Annotated in this window: 22 protein-coding genes and 1 riboswitch; of the genes, 6 read left to right on the forward strand and 16 right to left on the reverse strand. The window is 71.7% G+C overall.

The window, feature by feature from the left end; translation table 11 throughout:
• Positions 1-130 precede the first annotated feature (130 nt).
• Both ACYVLP_RS22415 and ACYVLP_RS22420 read right to left on the reverse strand, forming a co-directional pair.
• Positions 131-1,405 carry a CDP-glycerol glycerophosphotransferase family protein gene (locus tag ACYVLP_RS22415; protein ID WP_460629512.1) on the reverse strand — a complete coding sequence of 425 codons (1,275 nt, stop codon included), beginning with the start codon at positions 1,403-1,405 and terminating at the stop codon, positions 131-133.
• Between the two features lie 28 nt (positions 1,406-1,433).
• On the reverse strand, positions 1,434-2,414 hold the full coding sequence (locus ACYVLP_RS22420; RefSeq protein ID WP_460629513.1) for a glycosyltransferase family 2 protein: 981 nt from the start codon (positions 2,412-2,414) through the stop codon (positions 1,434-1,436).
• Between the two features lie 262 nt (positions 2,415-2,676).
• On the opposite strand from ACYVLP_RS22420, the gene ACYVLP_RS22425 reads away from it, so the two are divergent.
• Complete coding sequence (locus ACYVLP_RS22425) at positions 2,677-4,653, forward strand: DUF6541 family protein (RefSeq protein WP_460629514.1); 1,977 nt, start codon at positions 2,677-2,679, stop codon at positions 4,651-4,653.
• Positions 4,654-4,675: 22 nt separating this feature from the next.
• Here the strand turns inward: ACYVLP_RS22425 and ACYVLP_RS22430 are convergent, their stop codons facing one another.
• Positions 4,676-5,839, reverse strand: coding sequence for an acyl-CoA dehydrogenase family protein (locus ACYVLP_RS22430; RefSeq protein ID WP_460629515.1), 1,164 nt, complete (start codon positions 5,837-5,839; stop codon positions 4,676-4,678).
• A gap of 125 nt (positions 5,840-5,964) precedes the next feature.
• Positions 5,965-6,078, forward strand: a riboswitch (SAM riboswitch).
• 90 nt (positions 6,079-6,168) lie between these two features.
• On the opposite strand from ACYVLP_RS22430, the gene ACYVLP_RS22435 reads away from it, so the two are divergent.
• Positions 6,169-7,488, forward strand: coding sequence for a bifunctional o-acetylhomoserine/o-acetylserine sulfhydrylase (locus ACYVLP_RS22435; protein ID WP_460629516.1), 1,320 nt, complete (start codon positions 6,169-6,171; stop codon positions 7,486-7,488).
• A gap of 75 nt (positions 7,489-7,563) precedes the next feature.
• Here the strand turns inward: ACYVLP_RS22435 and ACYVLP_RS22440 are convergent, their stop codons facing one another.
• The 10 genes from ACYVLP_RS22440 to ACYVLP_RS22485 form a co-directional block, all read right to left on the reverse strand.
• Positions 7,564-8,445 carry a hypothetical protein gene (locus ACYVLP_RS22440; RefSeq protein ID WP_460629517.1) on the reverse strand — a complete coding sequence of 294 codons (882 nt, stop codon included), beginning with the start codon at positions 8,443-8,445 and terminating at the stop codon, positions 7,564-7,566.
• A 59-nt stretch (positions 8,446-8,504) separates the two neighbouring features.
• Positions 8,505-10,403: a Na+/H+ antiporter gene (locus ACYVLP_RS22445; RefSeq protein ID WP_460629518.1), complete on the reverse strand. Its 1,899-nt coding sequence runs from the start codon at positions 10,401-10,403 to the stop codon at positions 8,505-8,507.
• An 87-nt stretch (positions 10,404-10,490) separates the two neighbouring features.
• The gene (locus ACYVLP_RS22450; protein WP_460629519.1) at positions 10,491-11,663 is read right to left on the reverse strand and encodes an aminotransferase class I/II-fold pyridoxal phosphate-dependent enzyme; all 1,173 of its coding nucleotides are present in this window, start codon (positions 11,661-11,663) and stop codon (positions 10,491-10,493) included.
• Positions 11,660-12,670 carry an SDR family NAD(P)-dependent oxidoreductase gene (locus ACYVLP_RS22455; protein ID WP_460629520.1) on the reverse strand — a complete coding sequence of 337 codons (1,011 nt, stop codon included), beginning with the start codon at positions 12,668-12,670 and terminating at the stop codon, positions 11,660-11,662. Before ACYVLP_RS22455 ends, ACYVLP_RS22450 begins: the two co-directional genes overlap by 4 nt.
• Before the next feature lie 121 nt (positions 12,671-12,791).
• The gene (locus ACYVLP_RS22460) at positions 12,792-13,847 is read right to left on the reverse strand and encodes a nucleotidyltransferase family protein (RefSeq protein ID WP_460629521.1); all 1,056 of its coding nucleotides are present in this window, start codon (positions 13,845-13,847) and stop codon (positions 12,792-12,794) included.
• Positions 13,844-15,100 carry a UDP-N-acetylglucosamine 2-epimerase gene (neuC, locus tag ACYVLP_RS22465; RefSeq protein ID WP_460629522.1) on the reverse strand — a complete coding sequence of 419 codons (1,257 nt, stop codon included), beginning with the start codon at positions 15,098-15,100 and terminating at the stop codon, positions 13,844-13,846. The genes ACYVLP_RS22460 and neuC overlap by 4 nt, the downstream gene beginning before the upstream one ends.
• Position 15,101: 1 nt before the next feature.
• Positions 15,102-16,220, reverse strand: a complete 1,119-nt coding sequence (locus tag ACYVLP_RS22470) for an N-acetylneuraminate synthase family protein (RefSeq protein WP_460629523.1) — start codon at positions 16,218-16,220, stop codon at positions 15,102-15,104.
• Positions 16,217-16,861 carry a NeuD/PglB/VioB family sugar acetyltransferase gene (locus tag ACYVLP_RS22475; RefSeq protein WP_460629524.1) on the reverse strand — a complete coding sequence of 215 codons (645 nt, stop codon included), beginning with the start codon at positions 16,859-16,861 and terminating at the stop codon, positions 16,217-16,219. Before ACYVLP_RS22475 ends, ACYVLP_RS22470 begins: the two co-directional genes overlap by 4 nt.
• A gap of 1 nt (position 16,862) precedes the next feature.
• A complete protein-coding gene (locus ACYVLP_RS22480; protein ID WP_460629525.1) occupies positions 16,863-18,296 on the reverse strand; it encodes a hypothetical protein in 1,434 nt (477 codons plus the stop codon).
• 57 nt (positions 18,297-18,353) lie between these two features.
• The gene (locus tag ACYVLP_RS22485; RefSeq protein ID WP_460629526.1) at positions 18,354-19,775 is read right to left on the reverse strand and encodes a lipopolysaccharide biosynthesis protein; all 1,422 of its coding nucleotides are present in this window, start codon (positions 19,773-19,775) and stop codon (positions 18,354-18,356) included.
• Positions 19,776-19,938: 163 nt separating this feature from the next.
• Between ACYVLP_RS22485 and ACYVLP_RS22490 the strand changes: the two genes are divergently transcribed.
• Genes ACYVLP_RS22490 through ACYVLP_RS22500 form a run of 3 tightly spaced genes read left to right on the forward strand, consistent with a single transcriptional unit; the run spans position 19,939 to position 22,546 of the window.
• Positions 19,939-20,997: a Gfo/Idh/MocA family protein gene (locus ACYVLP_RS22490; protein ID WP_460629527.1), complete on the forward strand. Its 1,059-nt coding sequence runs from the start codon at positions 19,939-19,941 to the stop codon at positions 20,995-20,997.
• The gene (locus ACYVLP_RS22495; protein WP_460629528.1) at positions 20,994-21,758 is read left to right on the forward strand and encodes an acylneuraminate cytidylyltransferase family protein; all 765 of its coding nucleotides are present in this window, start codon (positions 20,994-20,996) and stop codon (positions 21,756-21,758) included. The genes ACYVLP_RS22490 and ACYVLP_RS22495 overlap by 4 nt, the downstream gene beginning before the upstream one ends.
• 2 nt (positions 21,759-21,760) lie before the next feature.
• Complete coding sequence (locus tag ACYVLP_RS22500; protein ID WP_460629529.1) at positions 21,761-22,546, forward strand: SDR family oxidoreductase; 786 nt, start codon at positions 21,761-21,763, stop codon at positions 22,544-22,546.
• Positions 22,547-22,861: 315 nt separating this feature from the next.
• Here the strand turns inward: ACYVLP_RS22500 and ACYVLP_RS22505 are convergent, their stop codons facing one another.
• The gene (locus tag ACYVLP_RS22505; protein WP_460629588.1) at positions 22,862-23,878 is read right to left on the reverse strand and encodes an LLM class F420-dependent oxidoreductase; all 1,017 of its coding nucleotides are present in this window, start codon (positions 23,876-23,878) and stop codon (positions 22,862-22,864) included.
• A gap of 52 nt (positions 23,879-23,930) precedes the next feature.
• On the opposite strand from ACYVLP_RS22505, the gene ACYVLP_RS22510 reads away from it, so the two are divergent.
• On the forward strand, positions 23,931-24,407 hold the full coding sequence (locus tag ACYVLP_RS22510) for a CoA-binding protein (protein WP_460629530.1): 477 nt from the start codon (positions 23,931-23,933) through the stop codon (positions 24,405-24,407).
• A gap of 28 nt (positions 24,408-24,435) precedes the next feature.
• Here ACYVLP_RS22510 and purE read toward each other — a convergent pair whose 3' ends face one another.
• A complete protein-coding gene (purE, locus tag ACYVLP_RS22515) occupies positions 24,436-24,933 on the reverse strand; it encodes a 5-(carboxyamino)imidazole ribonucleotide mutase (protein WP_460629589.1) in 498 nt (165 codons plus the stop codon).
• A 46-nt stretch (positions 24,934-24,979) separates the two neighbouring features.
• The gene (locus ACYVLP_RS22520; protein ID WP_460629531.1) at positions 24,980-26,218 is read right to left on the reverse strand and encodes a 5-(carboxyamino)imidazole ribonucleotide synthase; all 1,239 of its coding nucleotides are present in this window, start codon (positions 26,216-26,218) and stop codon (positions 24,980-24,982) included.
• Positions 26,219-26,270 lie beyond the last annotated feature (52 nt).

Here is a 26,270-nt window from a genome sequence, read left to right on the forward strand (position 1 = left end):
GCGCGGACCACCTTCTCCTTCAGTTCGTGCTGTTCGTGCCGGCGTGCGGCCGTGCTTCCTGGTCATGTGACCCCGCCGAAGTCTAGGGGTGCTGACCACATGCGACGTTCACGCGTGCGTCACGGAACGTTCAGCGTAGGGCGAGGCGGGCCTCGACCAGCTCGGTCGACGCCTTGACGAAGCGGGCCGTCGCGGCTCCTGGTGACGTGTCGCCGAAGTAGTGCCGGACGATGTCCGCTCGGGCTGCGTCCGGCTCGGCGATGGCCTTGTCGAGCACCTGGACGATGGTCGGGGCGTCCTCGACAGTGACCATCGGGACGCTCGTGTTGAGCCGGGTCGGCTCCACCTCCGCACGCGGGTCGGCCGGGCGCGTGAGCACGAGCGGCTTGCCCGTCGCGAGCCAGTCGAGCGCGACCGCGGAGACGTCAGTGATGCACGCGTCGAGACGCGCCAGGTGCCAGCCGAACGCCGTGTCGCGGTCGACGAGGTGCCCGGCCGTGGGGTCCACATGGTTGGCCTGGGACACGAGGTGGGCCAGGTGGCTGGAGGCGACGCCGTATGCCGGGTGGAACGATCCCGAGCGCGGGTGCGGCCGGTAGACCACCCGGAAGCGGCGGTCAGCGAGCAGGGCCCGGAGCATCGCCTCACCGTGGGTCGCGATCGAGCCGTAGGCCATGCTGCGGCGGTCGCCCTCCCACGTCGGCGCGTAGAGCACGGTCGTCCGGTCGTCGCTGGGCAGGGTCGGGGTCTCGTAGGTCGCGTCGTTCTGCGGCCGGCCGATCTCGACGGCGCGGCGGGCGACGTCGAAGTCGACGAGGGCCCCTTCGAGGCGCTCGGCGGCTGCCGGGCCGGCGATGAAGACGCGGTCGTAGGCCTTGAGCTGGTTCGAGGCCATGTACGACTTGTCGCTCTCGCCGTGGCTGACGAACACGTGTGCCGGCTCGGCGAACCGGAGCATCTGGAAGTTGCGGAGGTTCTGGTTGACGTAGAGCACCAGGCCGATGTCGTGGCTGGCCATGAACGACTCGATCTCGGTGATGCGCGGGCCGTGGAACACGGGCAGCGGGCACTCGTCGAGCAGCAGCATCGTCGTGTCGGGCATCCGCGAGATGACGACGACAGGCTGGGAGCGGGCCAGCTCCTCCAGCGGTGCGTACCACTGCCGGAGCTGGTAGAGGTTCATCGGCTCGTCCGAGAAGTAGACCGCCACGCGGAACCGCGCGTCGGCCCCCGGCACGAGGCCGGTGCGCTCGAGCTTGTGGGTGAGCTGCCTCTTGGCGACCTGTCGTCGCACGGCGTCGCGGCCCAGCTGGACCATCAGCCTGGCGTTGTTCAGCACGTCTTTCGTGTCCTCCACACCCGCGGGAGTCCCCGGCGGGCCGATCGTTCCCCTCTGGGCGACCACCGGCTGACGGTCGTCGCGGCGCCCGGCGTCAGCGGGTCAGTCTTCTGGGGCTCGTGAGGAACCCTATCCCCCAAGCCCAGTGCATCGTCGCCAGCACGAGCGGCGCAGCCGCCCGGGTGCGCACCGACTCACCCCGTGTGATCGCGAGCCCGCCCGCGGTCACGCCCGCGGCATACCCGAGCGGGACGACCCAGGCGGGCGCCCAGAAGAACCCGGCGACGACGGCGGCGGTCGTCACCCCGACCATCGCGGGCGGGGCGAGGTAGCGGGGGTTGATCGTGCCCTCGTGGTAGCGGGCCACGACACGACGCCAGCGGCCGTAGTGGAAGTACTGGCGCGCCAGAGCCGATACCGACGCACGGGGCCGGTAGGTCACCTTGAGCTCGGGGGTGAACCACACCTTGCCCCCGCTCTCACGGATGCGGTGGTTCATCTCCCAGTCCTGCGCCCTCGAGAAGTGCGGGTCGTATCCGCCGACACGCTCCAGGGCGCTGCGCTCGAACACGCCGAGATAGACGGTGTCGGCGTCACCCGCCTCGCCGCCGGTGTGGAACCGGGCGGCGCCGACACCGATCGGGCTGCGCATCGCGCACGCCACGGCGCGCTCGAAGTCGGTCGTCCCTCGAGCGTCCATGATCCCGCCGACGTTGTCCGCGCCCACGCGGCGCAGCTCGGCGACGGCGACGCTGACGTAGTCGTCCGGGATCTCCGAGTGCCCGTCGACCCGGACGACGACCTCGCCTGTCGACGCGCCGATCGCGGCGTTGAGCCCGTCGGGCGTGCGACCGGTCGGGTTGCGCACCAGGCGAACTCGCGGGTCCTCGGCCGCGACGGCGGCCGCGACCTCGTCGGTCCGGTCCGTCGACGGACCGAGCGCGAGCACCACCTCGAGCGAGCCGGCATAGTCCTGGGCGAGGATCATCGCCACGGCGTCGCGCAGGTGCCGCTCCTCGTTGAGGAGCGGCATGATGACGCTGACCGGAGGGGTCACGTCAGTCGTCACGTCCACTGTCGTCCTTCGTCGTGTGAGCCACTGGCTCGATGCTGCCGGCGGGCCCGTCCCCTGCCGAGCGGGCGCAAGCCTAACGCGCCCACGTAGGGGCGGCGCACGCGCGGCGCCGGGACGCTCGCGCGCGGGTGTCTGGTGGATGCCCTCCGGGGCGCTCTCCGGGTTCTTCCGGGTTCTTTCCGGGCTGCGCCCGTGGGTTACTGTGACGGGCAGTCGAGCATGGGGCTTGCTCGGTCGACCGGCGCCCCTCGAAGGAGTGCAGGTGGGGGTTCTCGTCCCGGGCACGGCGACGTGGGCGGACACCGTACCTGTCGTCTTCGCCGCCGCGCTGCTGCTGTTCGCACCGGGCGCGGTCGGGCTGCTGCTGCTGCGCCTGCGCCCTCTGGCGGCCCTCGCGCTCGCCCCCGTCGTGAGCACGGCGCTTGTCGCGGGGACCGGCGTGCTGCTGCCGTTCCTGCATACCCGGTGGGGGCTGGTCCCGTTGGTCGTCGCGACGGTGGGGCTGTGGGCGGTGTGCGCCGTCGTCGGTGCTGTCCTGCCCCCCGACCGGCGCGGACCGGTGGTCGGCGCGCCGGGCTGGGCAGTGCTGGCCGGGGTGGGCCTCGCACTGCTGGTCGTCCTCGCCTCCGTCCTGCCCGTGCAGTCCTCCCCCGAGGCCTTCTCTCAGCAGCCCGACACCGTGTTCCACCTCGCGGACATCCAGTGGATGCTGCGGGAGGGGACGATCTCCTCGCTGCAGGCCGGCAAGTACCAGACCCCGGACTGGTCGGGCTTCTACCCCTCGGCGTTCCACGGCCTGACGGCCACGGTCACGCTGCTCACCGGCGCGTCGGTCCCCGTGTCCGCCTCGGGCGTGGTGCTCGTCATCGTCGGCCTCGTCTGGCCCCTGGGGTGCATCGCCCTGTCGTTCACGGTGCTGGGCCTGCGGCCCGGCGTGGCGCTCGCGACCGGACTGACCAGCGTCGCCTTCGGGGCCTTCCCGTACCTCCTGATGGGCTACGGCGTGCTCTGGCCCGCCGTGCTCGGGCAGGCCCTCGTCCCAGCGTCGCTCGCCGCGTTCGTGGCCCTCGTGGGCGTGCAGTCCGCGCCGCCGTATGCCGTCGCGGGCCGTTGGCGCGCCGCCCTCCTCGTGCTGGTGGCCGTGCTGGCGCTCGCGACGGCGCATCCCAACGCGCTCATCGTCTTCGGGCTGTTCGCCGCCCTCGTCGTCGGGGGCCGGGTCGTCCGGTCGGCCTGGAGCCTGCGGGTGCATCGTCCATGGCTCGCGGTCGGCATGGTGGCCGGCTTCGGGCTCGCCGTGGTGCTCGCCCTGCTCGCGTCCCGGGCGCTGCGGAGCCAGTCGATGTTCGAGGTGGGCCGCTTCGGACCCGGCCGTTCTGCGCCTCAGGTCTGGGAGTACGTGCTGCTGTTCGCAGCGGACGGCGTGCAGGTGCTCCCGGTCCTCACTGCACTGGCGGTTGTCGGGTGCGTGGTCCTGGTGAAGCTCCACCCAGGAGCGCGCTGGTGCGTCGCGGCGCTCGTCCTCTCCCTCGTCCTGCTCTGGCTCAACATCGCGGTCGACAACGGCCTCGTGCGCGCCCTCACCTGGCCCTGGTACAACGACACCCCACGCATCGAGACCATCGTCATCCTGCCCGCCGTGGTGGCGTCGTCCGCCGCTCTGGTGTGGCTGGGCGACCTCGTGTCCGGGCTGCTGGCCCGGCGGGTCCGGAGCGTCGTGACCCGGCGCGAGGCTGCGGCGGTGGGCGCCGTCGCCGTGCTCGGAGCCACGACCATCCTCTACGTCGGCGCCCACCAGGAGGTGCTGCGACCGTACTTCCACCCGTCGGCCGACCGGTCGTGGGTCACCGACGACGAGCTGGTCGCGCTCCGGGAGCTGTCGGCGTCACTGCCCCCGGATGCCGTCGTCGCCGCAAACCCGTGGAACGGTGCGACGTACCTCTACGTCGTCAGTGGGCGTCGCCTCCTCGTACCGACCGAGAAGACGAACTACCCCGGCGACATCTCCCTTTTGTCCTTGCGTCTCGACGCCGTCGGCGCCGACCCGGAGGTCTGCGCGGCCGCGCAGCGGCACCAGGTGGACTGGGCCGTCACCGGCGGCGAGGCGGCGCACCCGGTGCTCAAGGTGACGCTGGACGAGTACCGGGGGGTCGACGCGGTGGACAGGTCACCCGCCTGGCAGAAGGTCCGCTCAGCGGGGCCCTACACCCTCTACCGGCGGATCTCCTGCGCCGAGTGAGCAGCAGCCGTCACCGGAGCAGTCACCCGAGCAGCTGGCGGGCCATGACGATGCGCTGGACCTGGTTCGTGCCCTCGTAGATCTGCGTGATCTTCGCGTCGCGCATCATCCGCTCGAGCGGGAAGTCCCGGGTGTAGCCGGCGCCTCCGAGCAGCTGCACCGCGTCCGTCGTCACCTTCATCGCGACGTCAGAGGCGTAGCACTTCGCGGCCGCGCCGAAGAAGGGAAGGTCCTTGTCGCCGCGCTCGGACTTGGCCGCTGCGACGTAGACCATCTGGCGGGCTGCCTCGAGCTCCATCGCCATGTCGGCAAGCATGAACTGGATGCCCTGGAAGTCGGCGATCCGCTTGCCGAACTGCTTGCGGTCCTTGACGTAGGCGATGGCCTGGTCGATGGCGCCTTGGGCGATGCCGACGGCCTGCGCGCCGATGGTGACCCGGGTGTGGTCGAGGGTGCGCAGCGCCAGCTTGAGCCCGTCGCCCACGACGCCGACCACGCGGTCGCCGGGGATACGGACGTTGTCGAAGTGCAGCTCACGCGTCGGGCTGCCCTTGATGCCGAGCTTGCGCTCCTTCTCGCCGAACGTGAACCCCTGGTCTGACTTCTCGAGGACGAACGCCGTGACGTTGCTGCCCCGGGGACCGTCGGGGTCGGTGACGGCCAGGACCGTGTAGTACTCCGAGACACCGGCGTTGGTGATCCACGACTTCTGGCCGTTGATGACCCAGTCGTCACCGTCGGCGCGGGCCCGGCACTTCATGGCCGCGGTGTCGGAGCCGGCCTCCCGCTCGGACAGGCCATAAGAGAACGTGGTCCGGCCCTGCGCGAGGGGCGGGAGGTACGTCCGCTTGATCTCGTCGCTGCCGGCGAGGATGAGCGGCAGCGAGCCGAGCTTGTTGACGGCGGGGATGAGTGAGGAGGACGCACAGACCCTCGCCACCTCCTCGATGACGATGCAGGTCGCCAGCGCATCGGCCCCGACCCCGTCGTACTCCTCCGGAACGTGGGGCGCGAAGAAATCGGACGCGACGAGGGCGTCGTGCGCCTCCTGGGGGTAGCGCGCCTCCTCGTCGACGGAGGCGGCATACGGGGCGATCTTGTCCTCGGCGACGGCGCGGACCGCCTCCCGCAGTGCCTCGTGGTCCTCGCTGGTACGGAACAGGTCGAAGTCGGCGTTCGTGCTCACGGGCGCGATCCTACTCGCGAGTTCGATTTAGTAGGACGTCCTAGTGATCGACGCCACGCGACCGCCGTCCAGCATGAGGACGCCCCCTGCGTGGCCACCGCGAAGCGTGCCTACACTCCGCAGTAGGTCATGAGTGCCAGCGCCAAGCCCCGGCTCGCTGGCCGGCAACCCTCCAACCGCGGTGGGGTGCCCCGGGTGAGGACCTGGTCCGCGGCATCCGCCGTGGGCAAGCGCGGAGAGTTCTCTTCCGCACCGATCCGTCGGTGCCTGGGGCATGGGTGCGCCCGGTCATCGGCGACCAGACCTGTCGAACGATGGAGGAAACACCGATGACGACGAGCCCCAGCTGGTCCTTCGAGACCAAGCAGATCCATGCCGGACAGTCCGCCGACAGCGCGACGGGAGCGCGGGCCCTGCCGATCTACCAGACGACCAGCTACGTCTTCAACGACACAGACCACGCCGCAAACCTGTTCGGGCTCAAGGAGTTCGGCAACATCTACACCCGCCTCATGAACCCGACGACCGACGTCGTGGAGCAGCGGATCGCCGCCCTCGAAGGTGGAGTCGGAGCGCTGCTCGTCGCCTCGGGCCAGGCCGCCGAGACGCTCGCAGTGCTCAACATCGCCGAGGCCGGCGACCACGTCGTCGTGTCGCCGTCGCTCTACGGCGGCACGTTCAACCTCTTCAAGCACACCCTGCCGAAGTTCGGCATCGAGGTCGGCTTCGTGGAGGACCCGACCTCGATCGACTCGTGGCGGGCGGCGATCCGGCCCAACACCAAGCTGCTGTTCGGCGAGACGATCGCCAACCCGAAGTCAGAGATCCTCGACATCGAGGCCGTCGCCGCCCTCGCCCACGAGCACGGCGTGCCGCTCGTCGTCGACAACACGGTCGCGACGCCGTACCTCATCCGGCCGATCGAGTGGGGCGCGGACGTGGTGGTCCACTCGGCGACGAAGTACCTCGGCGGGCACGGCACGTCGATCGCGGGCGTCATCGTCGACGCGGGCCGCTTCGACTTCGGCGCCGACCCCGAGAAGTTCCCGAACTACAACACGCCCGAGGAGAGCTACCACGGACTCGTCTTCGCGCGTGACCTCGGCGTCGGCAGCGCCCTCGGCGCCAACCTCGCCTTCATCCTCAAGGCTCGCGTGCAGCTGCTGCGGGACCTCGGCCCGGCCGCCTCGCCGTTCAACGCCTTCCTCATCGCGCAGGGGCTCGAGACTCTGTCGCTGCGGATCGAGCGTCATGTCGAGAACGCCCACAAGGTCGCGGCATACCTCACGGAGCACGAGCAGGTGGAGCGGGTCGTCTGGGCGTCCTTGCCGGACAGCCCGTTCCACACGCTTGCGGAGAAATACACGCCGCGCGGCGCCGGCGCCGTGCTGTCGTTCGAGATCGTCGGCGGGCTCGACGCGGGCAAGAGGTTCGTCGAGGCGTTGACGCTGCACAGCCATGTCGCGAACATCGGCGACGTCCGGTCGCTCGTGATCCACCCCGCGTCGACGACCCACTCGCAGGGCCCCGACGAGGACCGCCTCGCAGCCGGCGTCACGCCCGGCCTGGTGCGCCTGTCGGTCGGGATCGAGCACATCGACGACATCCTCGCCGACCTGGAGCAGGGGTTCACTGCCGCCAAGGCGTAGCCGGGACCGTCCGACACACCACGTCACGTCACCCGGGGTCGTACGCGCTCGACGCAGCCGTGCGACCCCGGGTTGCTATGTCCGACGGCGCGTCGGAGGCACCGCACGGCGGGCCAGCCGGGCCAGGCGTGACGGCTCGGTCTGCCAGACAGAGGCTTCCAGCGGGTCCCAGGCGTATGCCGGGACGGTTCCCGGGCGCGCGAGCACCCCGTCGAGACCCGGGAGGCCGAGCGCGAGAGCCGACCACTCGAACAGCGGGCCGAGCCGCGGCACGATGATGCCGACGTCGAGCAGATGCCCGATGCTGTGCTCCGCGTCGACGTACGCCTCGAGGTCGCCCTCGAGCGGATAGCGGTCCGGCAGCACGCGCGACAGCGACAGGAAGATGCCGGTCATGCTGAGCCGCGGGTCGCCGACGAGCCGCCCACAGGGCGCTAGCCAGGCGAGCGCGAGGCGCGGGTTGGCGACGAGCGCGTGCGCGTAGAGGACCCGCACGAGGACGAGGTTGATGAAGAAGCGCTCGACCTGGCGCTCGCGGGCGGCCGTGGCCTCGTTGGCCAGGTATGCCGTCGCGATCGTCACGTTGTGCGCGCGGTACCACGACGTCGCCGTGGGCGCTCGGATGAACTCGAGCATCGCCGCGACACCCGGGGTGCGGGGCTCGCCGCTCCGGCCGAAGGCCAGGGCCCGGGCCTCGCACGTGTCGCGCAGGAGCGCCTCGTTGAGGGCGCGCCACCAGGGGCTCCCTGGCGACGGACCCGACTCCGGGTTGAGCAGCCCGCGCCGGTGCTGCCAGCGCATGAACGCCGTCGCGGCGCGCAGGTACGGCAGGTAGCCGCGGTCGTAGGGGCGCGGGACCTCGTAGAGGCGGCGCAGCAGGTCCAGCCGGCCACCCGGATCGTCACGGACCGCGGCGACGCACTCGTCGGTATACGGCCCGGCCGCGCTCTGTGCCATCGCCAGATCGTCGCAGGGCGCCGCCGCTCACGGCCAGCCCGTGACGGGGGCGGAACCGCTCAGCCGACGACCTGGTCGACGTAGCACCACCGCCACGACTCCCCCGGCTCGATCGAGCGCATGACCGGGTGTCCGGTCTCATGGAAGTGCGCGGTCGCGTGCTTGAACTCGGACGAGTCGCAGCACCCGACATGCCCGCACTCGAGGCACAGGCGCAGGTGCACCCACGTCGTCCCCTGACGCAGGCACTCCTCGCAGCCTTCGGGTGTCCGAGGCTCGAGGCAGGCCTCGCCGTCCTCCAGGTGCTCGCACGGGGCTTGGATGGTCTCCACGGGCAACATCTCACTCTCTGCCAGACGTGCGGTCTGCTTGTCGATGCGGTCGAGCATCGTCTCCTCGAGGTCGAGCGCGCCGAGCACGACGCGCAGCACCACGTGGTCGGCGCGTCCCTCGTCGCGCAGCCGAAGCACCTCGTCGCGCTCGGCCTGGAGCATTCCCAGCCTGGCACGGACGTACCGGTCGCTCGGCGTCTCGGCGGCGTCGGCTCCACGAGGGCCGAGTCGCTCCCACATCTGGTTGAGCCGGTCGTCGGAGCGCTCGCGGAGCACGTCACGGGTCTCGGGGTCGACGTCCGGGGTGGCGTCGAGCCGCTCCAGCCCGACGCGGGTCGCGGCCTGCAGGACGGTCGCCGCCTGGAGGGCGTCCTCCCGGGGGTCGGGCCCGCGGACGCCGAGCCGATGAGCGAGCTTGGGCAGGGTCGTGCCCTGGATCAGCAGCGTCCCGACCGTGACGACGACGGCGATGAGGATGAGCACGGCCCGGTTCGGCGTGTTCTGTGGGAGCAGCAAGGCGGCGGCGAGCGTCACCACGCCGCGCATGCCGGCCCACGACAGGACGACGCTGTGCGACCACGGCGCCGGGGGCTCGCGGTGCAGCACCGACGTGCTGAACCACCTGAACGGCACGATCCACATCGGCCGCAGCACCAGCACAGCGAGGAGCGTCCCGAGCGCGGCGAACGCGATCTGAGTGCCATCGAGCGGCGAGGAGCTCACGTCGTCGATGACGTAGTAGACCTGCAGTCCGATGAGCAGGAAGACGGCGTTCTCCAGGAGGAACTGGATGCTGCGCCAGTTGATCCGCTCGCTGAGCCGCGAGGCGCCCGACTGCGACCGCGGTGACCGGTGGCCCAGGACCAGCCCGGCCGTGACCACGGCGATGACTCCGGACGAGTGCAGCTCCTCGGCCGGCACGTACGCGGCGAACGGCACCATGAACGAGAGCACCGTGTCGAAGGCGGGCTCGGTCGTGAACTTGCGCCGCAGGGCCTCGACGATCGCGGCCACGAGGATGCCGATGGCCACGCCCCCGATCGAGGCCCACGCGAAGTCCAGCACGACGGTCCCGAAGGTCACCTCGGCGCTCAGGCCCGTGGCGGCCAGCCCGGTCGCGGCAAGCGCGGTCCGCAGCGACACGAGGGCCGTCGCGTCGTTGACGAGAGACTCCCCCTCGAGGATCGTGACGAGCCGCCTGGGCAGCCCGATCCGGCGGCCCACCGCAGTGGCCGCGACGGCGTCGGGCGGCGCCACGATGGCACCCAGCGCGAAGGCGACCCCGAAGGTCATGCCGGAGGCGGGTCCGAGCGCCCACATGAGGAAGACCGCAACGCCGAGCGCCGTGAAGACGACCAGGCCCACCGACAGGCTGAGGATGACGCCCTTGTTGTTGCGGAAGTCGACGAGCGAGGTCTGGATGGCGGCGGCATACAGCAGCGGCGGCAGGATGCCGAGCAGCACGACCTCCGGGCTCAGCACCACCTCCGGCACGAACGGCAGGTACGAGCCGACGATGCCGATGACGATGAGCACGAGCGGCGCGGGCAGGCCGAAGCGCTCGGCCAGCCAGGCGCCCCCGAGCACCGTCGCGGCAATGGCGAGCAGCGCGATCGCGATCTCCACGTCGCCATCCTGTCAAGGCGTGTCAAGCACGTAACGACCGCATCCACCAGGCGACCACGACTGCCGCGGTCGCCCGGCACCCGGGGGTCAGGTGAAGAAGGACCGCACCGCCGCGATGACGCGGTCCTGGTCCGCGTCCGTCAGCTCGGTCGCGCAGGGCAGCGAGAGGCCGCGCGCGAAGAGCCCGTCACCGACGCCGCCCCCGATCACCGGCATGGAGGCGAACGGTGGCTGCGCGTGCAGCGGCCGCCACAGGGCGCGCGCGCCGACCCCGAGGCCGTTGAGGTGAGCCAGGAACTCGTCGCGCCCACGCCCGTCGGCCTCGGGGACGAGGACCGAGTAGAGCCAGTAGGTCGCGTCGAGCCCCTCGACGCGCGGTGGCAGCACCAGAGGCAGGTCGGCGAGCGCCTCGTCGTAGCGTGCCGCGATGCGGTGCTTCGCCCCGACGAACTCGTCCAGCCGCTCCAGCTGGGCGAGCCCGAGACCGGCGGCGAGGTTGGTCAGCCGGTAGTTGTAGCCCACCTCGTCGTGCAGGTACCCGACGTCAGGGACCTTGGCCTGTGTGGTGAGGTGCCGGGCCCGCGCCGCGAGGGCGTCGTCGTCGGTGACGATCATGCCGCCGCCGCCGGTCGTCGCGATCTTGTTGCCGTTGAAGGAGAAGCAGCCGACGGTGCCGACCGTGCCGGTGTGGCGCCCGGCATACCGTCCGCCCGTCCAACCGGCGCCCAGCGACTCGGCAGCGTCCTCGAGCACGGGTATGCCGTGCCGGGCGCAGGCGTCCATGAGCGGTTCCATCTCGGCCGGCTGGCCGAGCACGTGGACGACCTCGACGACCGCGGGCAGGCGCAGGCCTGCCTCGGCCCGACGGTCGAGCTCGCGGGCGAGCAGCTCAGGGTCCATGTTCCAGGTGCGGGTCTCGGAGTCGACGAAGACCGGACGGGCGCCGACGTACGCGATCGGGTTGACCGACCCGACGAAGGTGAAGTCGGAGCAGAACACCTCGTCGTCCGGCTGGACGCCGAGCAGCACGAGGCCGATGTGGATCGCCGCGGTGCCGGTGGCGCAGGCGACGGCATGCTTCGCCCCCACCCGCTCGGCGAAGCGCCGCTCGAACTCCGAGACGAAGGGTCCGACGGACGAGACAAACCCCGACTCGACGGCTTCCAGCACGTAGCGCCGCTCGAGCTCGCCGATGTTCGGCACGGCGAGCGGGATCGTGCCCTCCGGCCCGCGCGCTCCGGGCGCGTGAGTCTCGCTCACCGGTGGTACCGCCCGGCGGTCTCGGCGTCGACGCGCGGGCGGAGCCACTCCGCGGTGGCCGCGAGGCCCTCCTCGAGGGAGACCGTCGGCGCCCAGCCGAGCACGTCGTTGGCCTTGGACGGGTCGGACAGCAGGATCTGCACCTCGGAGGCCTCGGGCCGGATGCGAGAGCTCTCGGTGACGACGTGTGCGTCGCTCCCGGTGACCTTCTTGCACAGGTCGACGACGTCGGCGACCGAGACGGTCCGCCCGGTGCCGAGCTGGATCGTCGTGCCGGGCGCGACGTCGGCGAGGGCTGCCCGAACGAACCCGTCGGCCGTGTCGGTGACGAACGTGAAGTCTCGCTTCGGCGTCAGGTCGCCGAGCCTGAGCTCCGACGCTCCGGCCAGCAGCTGCGAGAGCACGGTCGGGATGACCGCGCGGGTGGACTGCCGGGGGCCGAACGTGTTGAACGGCCGGAGTGTCGTCACGGGCGTCTCGAACGACAGCGCATAGGACTCGCACATCTTGTCGGCGGAGATCTTCGTTGCCGAGTACGGCGACTGGCCGCGAAGCGGGTGCGTCTCCGTGATCGGCACCGACTCGGGCGTGCCGTAGACCTCGGACGTCGACGTGTTGACCATCCGTGGGATGCCGTGACGCCGCACGGCCTCGAGCACGTTGAGGGTGCCGATGACGTTCGTCTCGACATAGGAGCGCGGGGCGACGTACGAGAACGGGATGGCGATGAGGGCGGCGAGGTGCAGCACGACGTCGGCCCCCTCGGCGCTGGCGAGGACGTGCTCCGGGTCGCGGATGTCGCCGAGGACGACCTCCGCCTGCCCGTCGCGGACCGCCTGCTTGAACGTGTCCGACTCGTCGAGCCATCCGGTCGACCCGTTGCTGTTGTACAGGCAGAACGCCCGCACCCTCGCGCCGTCCGCGACGAGTCGCTCGACGACGTGGGACCCGATGAACCCGTCGGACCCGGTGACGAGGACGGTCTTGCCCGCGATCGACCCGGTCATCGGTCGCGCGGTGGGCTCGGAAGCGGATTGGTTTGTCACTGTTGCCTTTTCGTCGTGTGCATAGATGCGGTCTCGGTCGTCTCAAGTGACCCCGCGGGTATGCCGCCCGCCGGGGTCCAGGTCATGCCTCGCCTTTGGCGCGGGCCAGGTCGGTCGGGGTGCCGACGTCGATCCAGTCGGACTGGATCGGCCACGCGGCGACCGGCTCGCCACGCTCGAGGCAGGTCTCGACGAGCTCGGGCATCGTGCTCGCCTGCCCCTCGGGGAGCCACGCGAGCGCCCGCGGGTCGACGGCATACACGGCGGCGTTGATGTCGAAGCTGAGCGTGGGCTTCTCGGAGATCCCGGTCACCCGTCCCCGCTGGCTCTCGACGACGCCGAAGGGCACCTCGTGCTGGTAGGTGCGGGTCGCCACGGTCACCATGGCGCCGGTCCGCCCATGCGCCTCGAGGAGGTCGCTCGCGTCGAACTCGACCATGAGGTCGCCGTTCATCACCACGAGTGGGTGCGAAAGGTCGGGCCGCTCCGCCCGCAGCAGCGTCAGCGAGCCGGCCGTGCCGAGCGGGAGGTCCGGCTGCTCGCGCAGGTAGCGGACCGTGCAGCCGAGGCGTGACCCGTCGCCGAGGTGCTCCTCGATCTGGTCCGCGAGGTAGTTGACGCTGACGTAGATCTCGCGGATGCCGTCGCCGACGAGGCCGAGCACGATCCACTCGAGGATCGACCGGCCGGCGACCGTCATGAGCGGCTTCGGGGTGTCCCTGGTCAGGTCGCCGAGGCGAGTGCCGCGACCGCCCGCCATGATGACCGCCGTGTTCGGCAGAGGTGCCGCCCCGATGACGTCGGAAAGGGTGTGCAGTCCCACGAGCGTGCCGTCGGCGGCCAGCTCGGGGACCACGGAGATCCGCAGGGCCTGCATGAGGTCGAGCACGAGGGCGCGCGGCGAGCCGGCAGCCACGACGTGCGGCGAGCGCGTCGCGTGGTCGATGGCGGCGTCGTCGAGGCTCGACCCCTTGAGGAACGCGCGCCGAAGGTCGCCGTCGGTGAGCAAGCCGGCGAGGCGCCCGTCGTCGGAGACGAGGAGGCAGGCGAACGACCCGGTGCGGTCCACGACCTCGAGGGCGTCGCGGATCGTCGCCGTCGTCGGGGCGGACGTGGCCCGCAGGTCTCGAGCGGTCACGGCTGCTCCTTCCGGTCGCTGGACGGCGTCCGAGGCTTGGTGGGGAGGTCCTGGGCGCCGTGCGTCCCCGTCCCACCCGGAGGCGGAGTCACCGGCCGGTCCACGAACCTCTTGACGCGCGGGGCGTGCGCCGCTTCCCGAACGATATCGACGATTTCCGCGCTCGCCGCACCCGTGCCGTAGGGGTTGACGACCGTCCTCGCCCGGGCGCGCCCCTGCTCCGACACGGCCTCACGGACCGCCGCCTCCACGGGGGTGCGACCCTCGCCGGCGTGCACGACGTTCTCGCCCCGCAGGCGGCCACGCTGCCGGTCACCGATGTCGACCGCCGGGATGTGCAGGGTCGCCGCCTCGATGACCCCCGAGCTCGAGTTGCCGACGACGACATCGACCGCCCCGAGGACGCCCGGGTAGTCGCGCCCGAGTGCCTCGACGAGCCGCACGCGCGGTTCCCGGTCGGCGAGCTCGGTGAGCTCCTGGATGATGTCGTCGCGGCCGGCGTCCATGCCGGGGTACGTCGCCACCACGGTGCCGCACACGGCAAGTGTCGCCTCCGCGGCCTCTCGGGCCCAGTCACCCACCGGCGCGCCCACCTGGGCCGTCGGCGGGTGGTACGTGAACAGCGCGACCGGGCGCTCGACGGCGTCCACGCCGAGCAGACCGGCGAGGTCGGCGTCCGTCGACGGTGTCGCGGCAAACAGGCGGTCCAGACCAGGCGCGCCCGTGACGTGGATGCGGTCGTCGGGCTCCCCGAGCTGCCGCAGCCGGTCGGCTGCGTCGGGAGATGCGACGCAGTGGTGGTCGGCCAGCTTGGTCACCGCGTGACGGACGCGCTCGTCGACCGCTCCTTCGGTCACCTCCCCGCCGTGCAGATGCACGACAGGGATCCCGAGCAGGAACGCCGGGGGCACCACATAGAGCAGCTCCCACCGGTCGCCGAGCACGACGAGGACATCGATGCCCAGCTCGGGAAGGAGCACGCCCGCAGCACGGGTCAGCTCGGCTCCCTGGTCGAGCTGCGCCTGGGCGGTCACGGCCGTCATCGGCGGCGCCAGCTGGACGACGACGTCCCGCCAGTGCTCCGCGGTCGCGGAGGACGGGAGTGCCGCGGCAAGGTCGTCGGCGGCATACATCACGCCGGTGAGGACGCGCAGCGAGATGTCCTCGGAGGCCTGGAGCGCCTCGATGACCGGCGACAGGGGCCCGAGATCGGCCCGGGTGCCGACGAAGACGGCGACGGTCAGTGGTGCCATGTCAGCGCTCGAGGTCGTCGAACGTGACCGGGGCGCCGGCGGCCACCTCGCGGGCCAGGACCCGGCCCCGGATGTCGACGGCCGGGCTGATCCCGCCCTCGGGACGCAGCAGCTGCAGCTCGGCGCCGCCCAGCGTGGTGCCGGCCGGGAGGGCGCGGGCGGCGTGCCACGAGCGGCGGACCAGCGTGGCGTTCTCCTCCTCGGACGGCATACGGCGCTTCACCCCGTCTCCCAACGCGCGCGCGAGCTCCTTTGTCGCAGAGACGTACTCGGTCAGGGCGTCAGGCTCGAGGCTGGCCAGGTGGTCAGGCCCGGGCAGGGTGCGGTCGCTCGTGAAGTGCTTCTCGAGGATGGGAGCACCGAGCGCCACGGCGCCGAGTGCGGTCGTCAGCCCCGGCGTGTGGTCAGACCACCCCACGGGTATGCCGTGTCGCTCGGTGAGCCGCGGGATCACCCGGAGGTTGCACTCCTCCACGGGCGCCGGGTAGGCCGAGACACAGTGGAACAGCACGAGCCCGGGCGCGTCGGCGCACGCCTCGACTGCGCCCGCGACCTCAGCCTCGGTCCCCATCCCCGTCGAGACGAGCAGCGTGACCCCGAGCCGGGCCATCTCACGCAGGTAGGGCAGGTTGGTCAGCTCGCCCGAGCTCACCTTGAGCGCGGACACGCCCAGCTCGACGAGCAGGTGGGCGCTGTCGATGTCGAACGGCGTCGACAGGAAGGTCGTGCCGGCCTCCACGGCATGGTCACGCAGCTCGACCCAGGCGGCCTTGGGCAGGGTGAGCGCCTCGAGGAGGCTGCGCTGGTCGGCGCTGCCGCCGCGGTCGCGCTGGTAGGGAGTCGTCGCCGCCGCCGACGAGACGAGCTTGTCGGGTGAGAACGTCTGGAACTTCACGGCGTCGGCGCCTGAGGCTGCGGCGATGTCGACCAGCCGGTGTGCGAGGTCGACGTCGCCGTTGTGGTTCACGCCGGCCTCGGCGATGACATAGACGTCTCCCGGTGTCGGCACGATGCGGCCGCCGACCTGCGCACGCCGCACGCCGGACATCTCGGGCAGCTCAGGCACGCCGGTCACCTCGGCCACCTCGGGCACCTCGGACCCGCTCACGGTCCCGCTCACGATGCACCTCCTCGTCTGCGCTTCACGGCCGGCACACCCACGACGGTCTCGCCGTCGGCGACATGACCCGTCACGACCGCGCCCGCACCGATCGTCGCACCCGCGCCTACCGTGACGCGTGGCAGCACGCGCGCGCCACTGCCGACGAGGGTGCCGCTGCCCACCGCTGCGCCCCCGAGCAGCGCGGCGCCCGGGGCGATGTGGGCTCCGGCGCCCACGCGGCAGTCGTGCTCGACGACGGCGCCGGTGTTGATGATGACGGCCTCGCCGATCCGCGCCGCCGGCCCGACATGCGCGTGCTCGAGCACGACGGTGCCGGGGCCGAGGACGCAGCGCGGTGAGACCGTGGCCGTGCGAGCGACGACCGGTGGGACCGGCAGGCCGCGGGCCACGAGCTCGTGGACGATCGACGCACGCGCCGGGTTGGCCCCGATCGCGACGACACCGGAAAGCTGCTCGGCCTCGATCCGGGCGAACGCCTCACGGTCGTCGGCGAGCACGTCGAGGTGCCACGGATCGGAGTCCGTGACGCCGGTGACGGCGACGACCCGCTCTCCCGCGCGTTCGAGGACGTCGACCACCGAGCGCGCGTGCCCGCCGGCGCCGAACACCACCCAGCCGACGGCCTCCTGGGCCCCCATCTCAGGCCCCCTCTGCGGTGGAGTGGGCGGCGTGGGGTCCGAGCGACGCGGCGGCCTCGGCGAACGCCGCGCCCACCTTGCGGATGTTGTCCGGCTCGAGAACGGCCGGCACCCGCGGTGGGTCGAGCACGAGCCCCTCCCATGAGTTGCGCACGTAGCGGTCGACGAACCAGTCGTCGATATCCTTCTCGTCGGCGCTCAGGGACTCCCAGGCGTGGTCGGCCACGAACTCGCGCAGGTCGTCGGGAGATGCGAGCGTCGCGACGTTAGGCAACCTGCTCCACGGCATGTCGGCACCGGTGACAACGGGCAGCCCCAGCAGGCCCGCCTCGAGGCCGACGGTCCCGGTCGCCGTGACCGTGAAGGCCGCCCCCTTCATCAGCTCTCGTGAGTCGGCGAACGGGTCGATCGTCGCGATGTTGGGGTGGACGTCGAACTGCGGCCAGTAGTCCGGGTCCCGGCGCCACATGAAGTGCGCGTGCTCCTTGACCGCGACGCCGATGTCGAACGGCGCGAGCGCGTCGGCGAGCACCCGGGCTGTGTACGCCTGGTCGCGCCACTCCTGCCCCATGACGTCGGCGCTAGACTCCGGCTGCACCTGCAGCGGCAGGAAGACATACCGCTCGGGCACCGGGTCCCAGCGGCGGGTGCGGTACTCGCGAAGGTTCATCCTCGCCTTGACCGGGTTGAGCCACGGCAGGCGGGCGTAGTCGGTGGGCCTCGGCAGCTGGAGGTTGGCGCCCCGGTCGACGGCGAACTCCCTGATCCGGTCGGTCGCGAGCCGCCAGATCTCCTGACCCGACTCGACCTTGAGGTTGCGCGCGTAGCCCATCGGGCGTCCGTGCTCCTCGCGCCAGGCGCGGATGAAGTCACGCCCCGCGGCGGTCGCCGACGGGTCGTCGACCTCTCGCTCCCACAGCGTGATCCCCTTCGGCGCGCCGATGAGGCCGAACCGGTCGGACGGGAGCCGTATGCCGCGCGGCCACGTCGCGAGCCCACCGTGGTGGGTGACGAGGCCGGCTGTGAGCAGCTCGGAGGTCACCGTGAACTCGACGAGCGCGAGCACCGGCCCGCGGCCCTCGATGGCCGACTCGAGCTCCTCCGCGGCAAGGTTGAGGAAGTTCATCGCGGTGTCGACCCGGTTGCGCCGCAGGGCGCGCTCCGACACGAGGAGGTCGAGCACGTCGAGACCGACGCCGGCGCAGGCCCGCTTGAGAGCTGCGTGGGGCGCGAGGCCACTGACCACGTTCGCCTTGCGCGCGGCGGCATACGGGAGCCTCACGGTTGTGGCTCGCGGCGCGTGTCTGCGGACCCACGCGAGGTTGGCGTCGGTGCGCACGACGAGGATGAGGTCCTTCGTGTCGAACCCCGCATGCACGAGGGCCGGAACGAGCAGGTCGTCGTAGCCCAAGCCCATATGGACGAGCGGTGTCACCACGAAAGCATGTCTCCTAGCGTGTGTCGCGGGCGGCTGGCCGGGCGGCGCCCCATCCTATCCGCGCAGCACGCGCAGGATCCGCGGCGCGAGGACCACGCCGGCGACAGCGACCACGCCTGCGAGAGCGAGGCGTAACCACCGGAGCGGCCCGTCGACAGGAAGAGCAGCGCCGAGCAGCGCGACCGCCACGGCCAGGGCGGCCACGCCCCACAGGGCGCGGGGCCAGCGCAGCGGTGAGTGGGTGCGGGCGAACCACGTGGTCAGCGCCATGAGCACGGCGTACCCGACAGCCTTGGCGATGGCGATGCCGACGATCCCTTCCGCCGGCCCGAGCCACACCGCCAACGCCACGACCACGGCGAGGGCGGTGAGCGCCGCCCACGCGAGGCGGCCGGTGCGCTCGGCGTCGAGCACGGCGAGCGAGCTCCCCTGGTAGACCATGTAGCAGACGGCGACCGTGCAGATGACCCCGAGCGCGCCGACGATGGCTGCTCGGTCGAAGTCGGCGGGTGTCATCACGGTCACGAGCCAGGGCCCGAGCAGGGCCACCCCGGCCGCGCCTCCGCCGACGACCGTCGTCAGGGACGTGCCGGTGCGGGCGGTCCACGCCCAGCGGTTGCCGAGCGGATGGGACAGCACCAGGGGGCCCCAGGCGTTGAAGAGCGCGACCGCGAGGACGAAGGGCATGTTGCCCAGCTGGAGGGCGACCTGGTAGCTGCCCGCGGCATCCGGCCCCAGAAGCCACTGGGTCAGCAGCACATCACCGCTGAGCAGCCCCAGCATGGCAGCCGCCTGCGGGAGCAGCGGCGCGGCAAGGCGGACACCCGCCCTGACACGCTCGCGCTCGGACGTCGGGGGTAGCGGGCGCCCGAGCACGACCGCGACGACCGCGGAGAGCGCGACGACCACGGCGTATGCCGTCAGGTACCTCCCAGCGGTCGGGTCCGTGCGCGCCGCGAGGAGTCCGGCGAGCTGAGCGCCGACCGTCGCGAGGACCGCGAGGAGGAGGAAGCCCCAGGGCTGCAGGCGCGCTCGCATCAAGGTCTGTCCGGAGACGACCGTCGTGAGGCCGACCGCCGCGACCACGAGCGGGATCCACTGGGCGAGGTCCGCGTGACCGCTCGCCGAGAGCACGATGGCGACGACGATGCCGAGCGCACCTAGGGCACCGGCGAGCAGGATCATGGTGCCCGCGAGGGCTCTGGCGACGCGCGGTCCCTCCGGCCCGCGGTGGTGCTCCCGGAGGATCACCTGCGGCAGGCCGGCCGCCGCGATGGTCCCGACCATCTGGACGATGACCAGCCCCGTCGCGACCCGGCCGAACTCCGTCGGCCCGAGCACGCGGGTCGCGAAGGGCAGCACGAGCAGCACGCCGAGACCCTGCAGCGCGGTGCCGACGAGGTAGACGACCGAGTGCCCGGCCAGCGACCCGGACCGGCCGGTGGACTCGGCGTCGGTGGTCGGCTCGGTGCTCACACCCCGAAACCTACTGGTCCGCGCCGGTCTCGCCTGGGTCCGTGCCCCTAGCGACGCCGGGCCCGACCGACCTCCACGAACCCCGCTCTCCGGCATACGGCTGCGTGATGGCCCCTCTCGTGGCGGTCCACCGGTCCCGGGGCGGCATGAGATGGTGCATGCTGTGGACGGGCTGAGGCAGGAGCGACCCCCGGTCGTCGTCGTGCGCGGGTCCGGCTCGATCGGCCAGCGGCACGCCCGCGTTTTCGCCACCCTGGGTGCCGACGTCGCCGTGTGGCCCGTCCGCCCGCGCCGCCACAGCGAGGTCACCGACGCTCCGGGCTCGCGACTCCTCGACGACGCGACCGGCCCGGCCGCCCTCGCTGACGCAGACCTCGTCGTCGTCGCGACCGACACCTCCCGGCACGTCGCCGACGCGGTCCAGGCGCTCGACGCCGGCGCTCGCCGGGTGCTGGTCGAGAAGCCGGTCGCCCCCACCGTCGTCGCGGCCGACCCGCTCGCGGGCCATCCGCGGGCAGAGGCGGTCTGGGTCGCGGCGCCCTTACGAGCGCACCAGGGCTTCCGCCACATCGCGGCGCATGCGTCAGAGGTCGGGTCGCCGGTCTCGGCGCACGTCTGGTCGCAGTCGTGGCTCCCCGACTGGAGGCCCGGCCGGGACTACCGCGAGTCCTACTCCGCCCGCGCCGACGAGGGTGGTGTCCTGCGCGATCTCGTGCACGAGGTCGACTACGCGACGGTCCTGCTCGGAGAGCCATCTCTGCTCGGTGCGCGACTGGACCGCGACGGCCCGCTCGACATGGCAGCCGAGCAGGCCGCGTCCCTGCTGTGGACCACCCCGAGCGGCGCGACCGTGACGATGCGCCTGGACTACATCTCGCGGCCGGCGACCCGCGGCCTCCTCCTCCGCGGCCCTGAGGGCAGCCTCGAGTGGGACGTCGTCACGGGGAGGGTCCGGCATCATGCTGCCGACGGCGAGGTCACGGAGCGCGTCTTTGCGGCCGACCTCGACCGTGACACCGTGATGGCGACCCAGGCCCGCGCCGCCCTGGACCTGTTGCCCGTGGCCGCTGGAGCGGCCCGCCTCGAAGCCGGTGCCCCGGCTACGCTCGCCGAAGGACTCGCAGCCCTGCGACTCTGCGACGCGGCACGCCGACTGAGCGACACGGCATACGGCCGGGCGACCCCGCACGGAGCCCGGGGTGGAAAGGCAACGAGCACGTGAGCGACCCGACGTCCCAACGGATCCTGGCTGTCATCCCCGCCCGCGGCGGCTCAAAAGGCCTGCCCGGCAAGAACATTCGCCCACTTTGCGGGCTGCCGCTCATTGCGCACTCCATCCGTGCCGCAGCCCTCACGCCCGTGGTCACGCGATGCGTCGTCACGACCGACTCCGCAGAGATCGCCGAGGTCGCTCGCGCCGGCGGCGGTGACGTGCCGTTCCTGCGGCCTGCGGAGCTGGCTCAGGACGACACACCGATGGCACCGGTCGTCCGCCACGCCCTGGAGTGGGTCGAGCGCGAGGAGGCGCAGACGTACGACGCTGTGCTGCTGCTCGACCCGACGAGCCCGGCCCGCGTCCCGCAGCAGCTCGCCGACGCCGCGGCGAGGCTCGCGGCTGACCGCGCACTGGACGGCGTTGTCAGCGTCTCGGAGCCCACGTTCAACCCGGTCTGGGTCGGCGTCCGTCCTGACGAGTCGCCGCGAGGCACCCTCGCCCGGTACTTCGACAGCGGCGTGGGCGTGACCCGCCGCCAGGACGCCGGGCGCTTCCTTCGCATCAACGGCAACTTCTACCTGTGGCGTTCGGACTTCGTCCGCCGCCTCGCCGCGTCGTGGTTCGACGAGGGTGTCCACGCTGGGGCGGAGATCCCTGAGGCGCAAGCGTTCTCGATCGACGACGAGTACGAGTTCCGGCTCATCGAGGCGCTCGTCGGGGCCGGCATCATCACGCTGCCCTGGCTCGAACCGCGACAAGGAGCGTGACCATGGCCGCACCGGCCCAGGACCTCACTGGCCGCACCGCAGTGGTGACCGGCGGCGCCGGTCCGCTCGGGCGTGTGCTCGCCGATGCCCTCGCTGTGGCTGGCGCGCGCGTCGTCGTCGTCGACCTCGACGCCGAGGCCTGCGCGTCGACCGCAGCAGAGCTGCCCGGCGAGGGCCACGTGTCACGTCCAGCGAATCTCCTTGACCCACAGGGCCTTACGGACGTTGTCGAGACGCTTGAAGCCATTGGCTCGTGCGACATCCTCGTGCACAACGCCGCCTTCACGGGCACGTCAGGCGTGCCCGGGTATGCCGTCCCGTTCGAGGAGCAGACCGACGAGGCCTTCGCGATGGCGCTGGCGCTCAACCTCACTGCCCCGTTCTCGCTGACCCGACGGCTCGCGCCGCTGCTGCGCTCGGGCGGCCGCGGCAGCGTCGTCAACGTGTCGAGCATCTACGGCATCGTCGGGCCCAACCTCGGCCTCTACGCCGGCACTCGCATGGGCAACCCCGCGGCATACGCGGCCTCGAAAGGCGGGCTCGCCCAGCTGACCCGGTACCTCGCAACCGTGCTGGCGCCCGCGGTCCGGGTCAACGCCTTCGCCCCCGGCGGCATCGAGCGCGGTCAGGACGAGGCGTTCGTCGAGCGTTACGAGGGGCTGACGCCGCTGCGACGGATGGCGACCGAGGACGACTTCCGGGGCGTCGTCACCTGGCTGGCCTCCGACGCGTCGGCGTACGTGACCGGCCAGGTCATCGCCGTCGACGGCGGCTGGACGGCCTGGTAGCCGCGGGCTGACACTTCGAGCGGGCGGTCGACGTTGATCGTGGCAGCCGCGGCGCCGGCGTTGCCTGGACGCAGCGCAGCGAGCGAGGAACGAGCGAGCGGAGCGGAGGAAGGCAACGCCTAAGTGGCGCCGCGGCACGCGCCGCAGCGAAGCGAGGCGCCAAAAGCATGCCGCGGCGCCGGCGTTGCCTGGACGCAGCGCAGCGAGCGAGGAACGAGCGAGCGGAGCGGAGGAAGGCAACGCCTACCGGGCGCCGCGGCACGCGCCGCAGCGAAGCGAGGCGCCGAACATTCAGCGAAGCGCGGCGCCAAGAATTCAGCGCAGCTCGGGCGCGACCGTCTGCTCGAACAGCTCGATGCCCGAGCGGTCGTAGGCCGCCTCGGCGAAGTACGTGATCGCGTAGCTGAGACCGCGCGACTGCGCATCCTTCAGCACCGCGACGATCTTCTCCGGGGTGCCGACCGTGGGCTGGTTGCGGAGGTTAGCCACGTCATGCTCGACGCGTGACTCCGGCACTCCGCCCCGCCGCAGCAGGTCACCGTAGAACTTGAGCCGGTCGTCGACGTCGGACTCGGTCTCGCCGATGACCACGTTGAAGTTGCCGGAGCGCACGATCGAGTCGAAGTCGCGCCCGATGTCCTTGCAATGGGCGGCGAGGATCTCGCTCTTGCGCGTGAACTCCTCGGGCTTGTCGAAGAAGTTCGTGTAGTCGGCGTACTGCGCGGCGATCCGCAGCGTCACCTTCTCCCCGGCGCCGGCGATCCACATCGGGATGCCGTTGTCGGCACTGCCGGGACGGACCGTCCCCTGCAGGGGTCGCGGGGCACAGAGCGCGCCGTCGACCTGGTAGAACTTGCCGTCAAGGGTCGCTGAGCCCTTGGTCCACATGTCCCGGAAGACCTGCACGCCCTCGCGCAGTGCGCCGAGCCGGTCGCCCGCCTTGGGGAAGCCGTAGCCGTAGGCCCGCCACTCGTGCTCGTACCAGCCGGCGCCGATGCCCATCTCGACGCGACCGCCCGAGATGACGTCGACGGTCGCAGCGACCTTCGCGAGGTAGGCGGGGTTGCGGTAGGCCATGCACGTGCACATCTGCCCGAGCCGCACGCGCTCGGTCGTGGCGCCGAGGGCCGCCATGAGCGTCCAGGCCTCGTGGGTCGCCTCTTCAGAGGGCAGCGGCACGGTGTGGAAGTGGTCATAGACCCACACCGACTCGAAGACGTCGCCCTCGTCGATGCGCCGGGCCAGGCCCACCATCGCATCCCACTGCCGGTCGGGCTCGATCCCGACGAGGTCCATCCGCCAGCCTTGGGGCACGAAGATTCCGAAGCGCATGTTCGCCATCCTGTCACGCCGCCATCCGGCGATGCGTGTGAGGATGGATGCCATGACCGAGTCCCTCCCCGCGCACCGGAACGACCCGGATGTGATCCGCGATGTGCTCTACACCCCAGCCACGTGGGCGATCGTCGGTCTCGGTGACAACCCCGACCGGACGGCATACCGCGTGTCGCTGTGGCTCCAGGCGGAGCTGGGGATGCGCCTGGTCCCGATCCACCCGACGGCGGCCAAGGTCCACGGTGCGCAGGGGTACAAGACGCTGGCCGACATCCCGGACGGCCTGGTCGTCAAGGTCGTCGACTGCTTCGTCAACAGCGCCCGGGTCGGCGAGGTCGTCGACCAGGCGATCGCCGAGCGCGACCGGCTCGGCATCGAGGCGGTCTGGCTGCAGCTCGGCGTCATCGACGAGGCCGCCGCGGCGCGGGCCGAGGCGGCGGGCCTGTCGGTCGTGATGGACACGTGTCCGAAGATCGAGTTTCCGCGGATCCAGCCCGGCGACGGCGCCGACGCAGTGACCGACTGAAGCCCCCCGCTGGAGTCCCCCGGCCTTGTCAGTCGGGAAGGCCCTTGGCGACCTGCTCGCGCAGCGAGGCACCCTTGGCGTGCGCCTGGTCCCGCAGCTCCGACTGGAAGCCCACCATCCGCTCGCGGACGCGCGTGGCGAGCGCGTCGGAGCCGGATCCCACGATGCGGGCCGCCAGCAGCCCGGCGTTGCGCGCGCCGCCGATAGACACGGTCGCGACCGGCACCCCTGCGGGCATCTGCACGATCGACAGCAGCGAGTCCATCCCGTCGAGGTACTTCAGCGGCACCGGCACGCCGACGACGGGCAGCGGCGTCACCGAGGCAAGCATCCCGGGTAGGTGCGCCGCTCCCCCGGCGCCGGCGACGACGACCCGCAGACCCCGCCCGGCGGCTGCCTGGCCGTAAGCGATCATCTCGTCCGGCATACGGTGGGCTGAGACGACATCGGCCTCGAAGGGAATCCCGAACTCCTGCAACGCTTTTGCTGCCTCACGCATGACGGGCCAGTCGCTGTCGCTGCCCATCACGATGCCGACGACGGGCTGCTCGCTCTGCTCTGTCACGTGGTCCTCATTCCGTGATCGTGCCGCGCAGGTAAGCGGCTGCGTGTCCCGCACGCTCGCGAGCGTCGCCCAGGTCGGTGCCGCAGACGTTGACATGCCCGATCTTGCGGCCCGGGCGGACGCCCTTGCCGTACATGTGCACCTTGGCGCCGGGGTCGCGCGCCATGATGTGCCGGTAGGCGGAGTACAGCTCCTCGTGCTCCGGCAGGTCGCCGCCGAGCACGTTGGCCATGACCGTCCAGGGCGCCCGCGGACGCGGATCGCCGAGCGGCAGGTCGAGGACCGCCCGCAGGTGCTGCTCGAACTGGCCCGTCACCGCGCCGTCCATCGACCAGTGGCCGCTGTTGTGGGGGCGCATCGCGAGCTCGTTGACGACGTATGCCGCCCTGCCACCCTCGGCGTCGCTGCCGCCGTTGTCGCCGGCAGCCTCGGCGCTGCGAAGCTCGAACATCTCGACGGCGAGCACACCGGTCACCCCGAGCTCGCCGGCGATCCGGAGTCCTGCCTCGGTCGCCCGCGAGGCGAGGTGCGGATCGAGACCCGGTGCCGGCGCGAGGACCTCGGTGCAGATGCCGTCCGTCTGGACGGTCTCGACGACCGTCCACGCTGCCGCCTGCCCCGACGGGCTCCGGGCCACCAGCACCGCGATCTCGCGGACGAAGTCGACCTTCTCCTCGAGCAGGAGCCCGCCCTCGACCGGGCCGGGCTCGCCGACGCGCGCGAGCCAGTCGGCGAGGTCGTCGGCCGACCCGGCGATCGCCACACCCTTGCCGTCGTAGCCACCGCGCGGGGTCTTGGCGACGATCGGCCACCCGACCGCGTCACCGAACGCGGTCACGTCCGCAGCGGTCATGGCCTTGGCCCAGCGCGGGCAGGGGATGCCGAGGCCGGCGAGCCGCTCGCGCATCGCCAGCTTGTCCTGGGCGTAGTGCAGGGCGCTGCGCGTCGGGTGGATCATGACCCCGTCGGCCTCGAGGGTGGCCAGGATGTCGGGCGGCACGTGCTCGTGGTCGAAGGTCACCACATCACAGGCCTTGGCGAAGGCACGGACCGCCTCGAGGTCGGTGTGCTCGCCGACCGGCGCGCTCGGCACGACCAGCGCAGCCGAGTCGGTATCGCTGACCGTGAGCACCGAGAGCTGGATGCCGAGCTCGATCGCGGGACCCTGCATCATCCGGGCGAGCTGGCCGCCTCCGACGACGCCGACGACGGGGAACCCTCCAGGGGCGTTCTTCGGCTCGCTCACGCCGCCCAAGCCTAATAGGTGTCCGCCCCCACGAATTCCACCCCACATCCCC

This window comes from Intrasporangium mesophilum (genome assembly GCF_054783095.1).

Coding starts and splice junctions, on each gene's coding strand:
- ACYVLP_RS22435 (WP_460629516.1), top strand. CDS start 6,169: ATGACGACGAGCCCCAGCTGGTCCTTCGAGACCAAGCAGATCCATGCC.
- ACYVLP_RS22440 (WP_460629517.1), bottom strand. CDS start 8,445: ATGGCACAGAGCGCGGCCGGGCCGTATACCGACGAGTGCGTCGCCGCG.
- ACYVLP_RS22455 (WP_460629520.1), bottom strand. CDS start 12,670: ATGACCGGGTCGATCGCGGGCAAGACCGTCCTCGTCACCGGGTCCGAC.
- neuC (WP_460629522.1), bottom strand. CDS start 15,100: ATGGCACCACTGACCGTCGCCGTCTTCGTCGGCACCCGGGCCGATCTC.
- ACYVLP_RS22475 (WP_460629524.1), bottom strand. CDS start 16,861: ATGGGGGCCCAGGAGGCCGTCGGCTGGGTGGTGTTCGGCGCCGGCGGG.
- ACYVLP_RS22500 (WP_460629529.1), top strand. CDS start 21,761: ATGGCCGCACCGGCCCAGGACCTCACTGGCCGCACCGCAGTGGTGACC.
- ACYVLP_RS22505 (WP_460629588.1), bottom strand. CDS start 23,878: ATGCGCTTCGGAATCTTCGTGCCCCAAGGCTGGCGGATGGACCTCGTC.
- ACYVLP_RS22510 (WP_460629530.1), top strand. CDS start 23,931: ATGACCGAGTCCCTCCCCGCGCACCGGAACGACCCGGATGTGATCCGC.
- purE (WP_460629589.1), bottom strand. CDS start 24,933: ATGGGCAGCGACAGCGACTGGCCCGTCATGCGTGAGGCAGCAAAAGCG.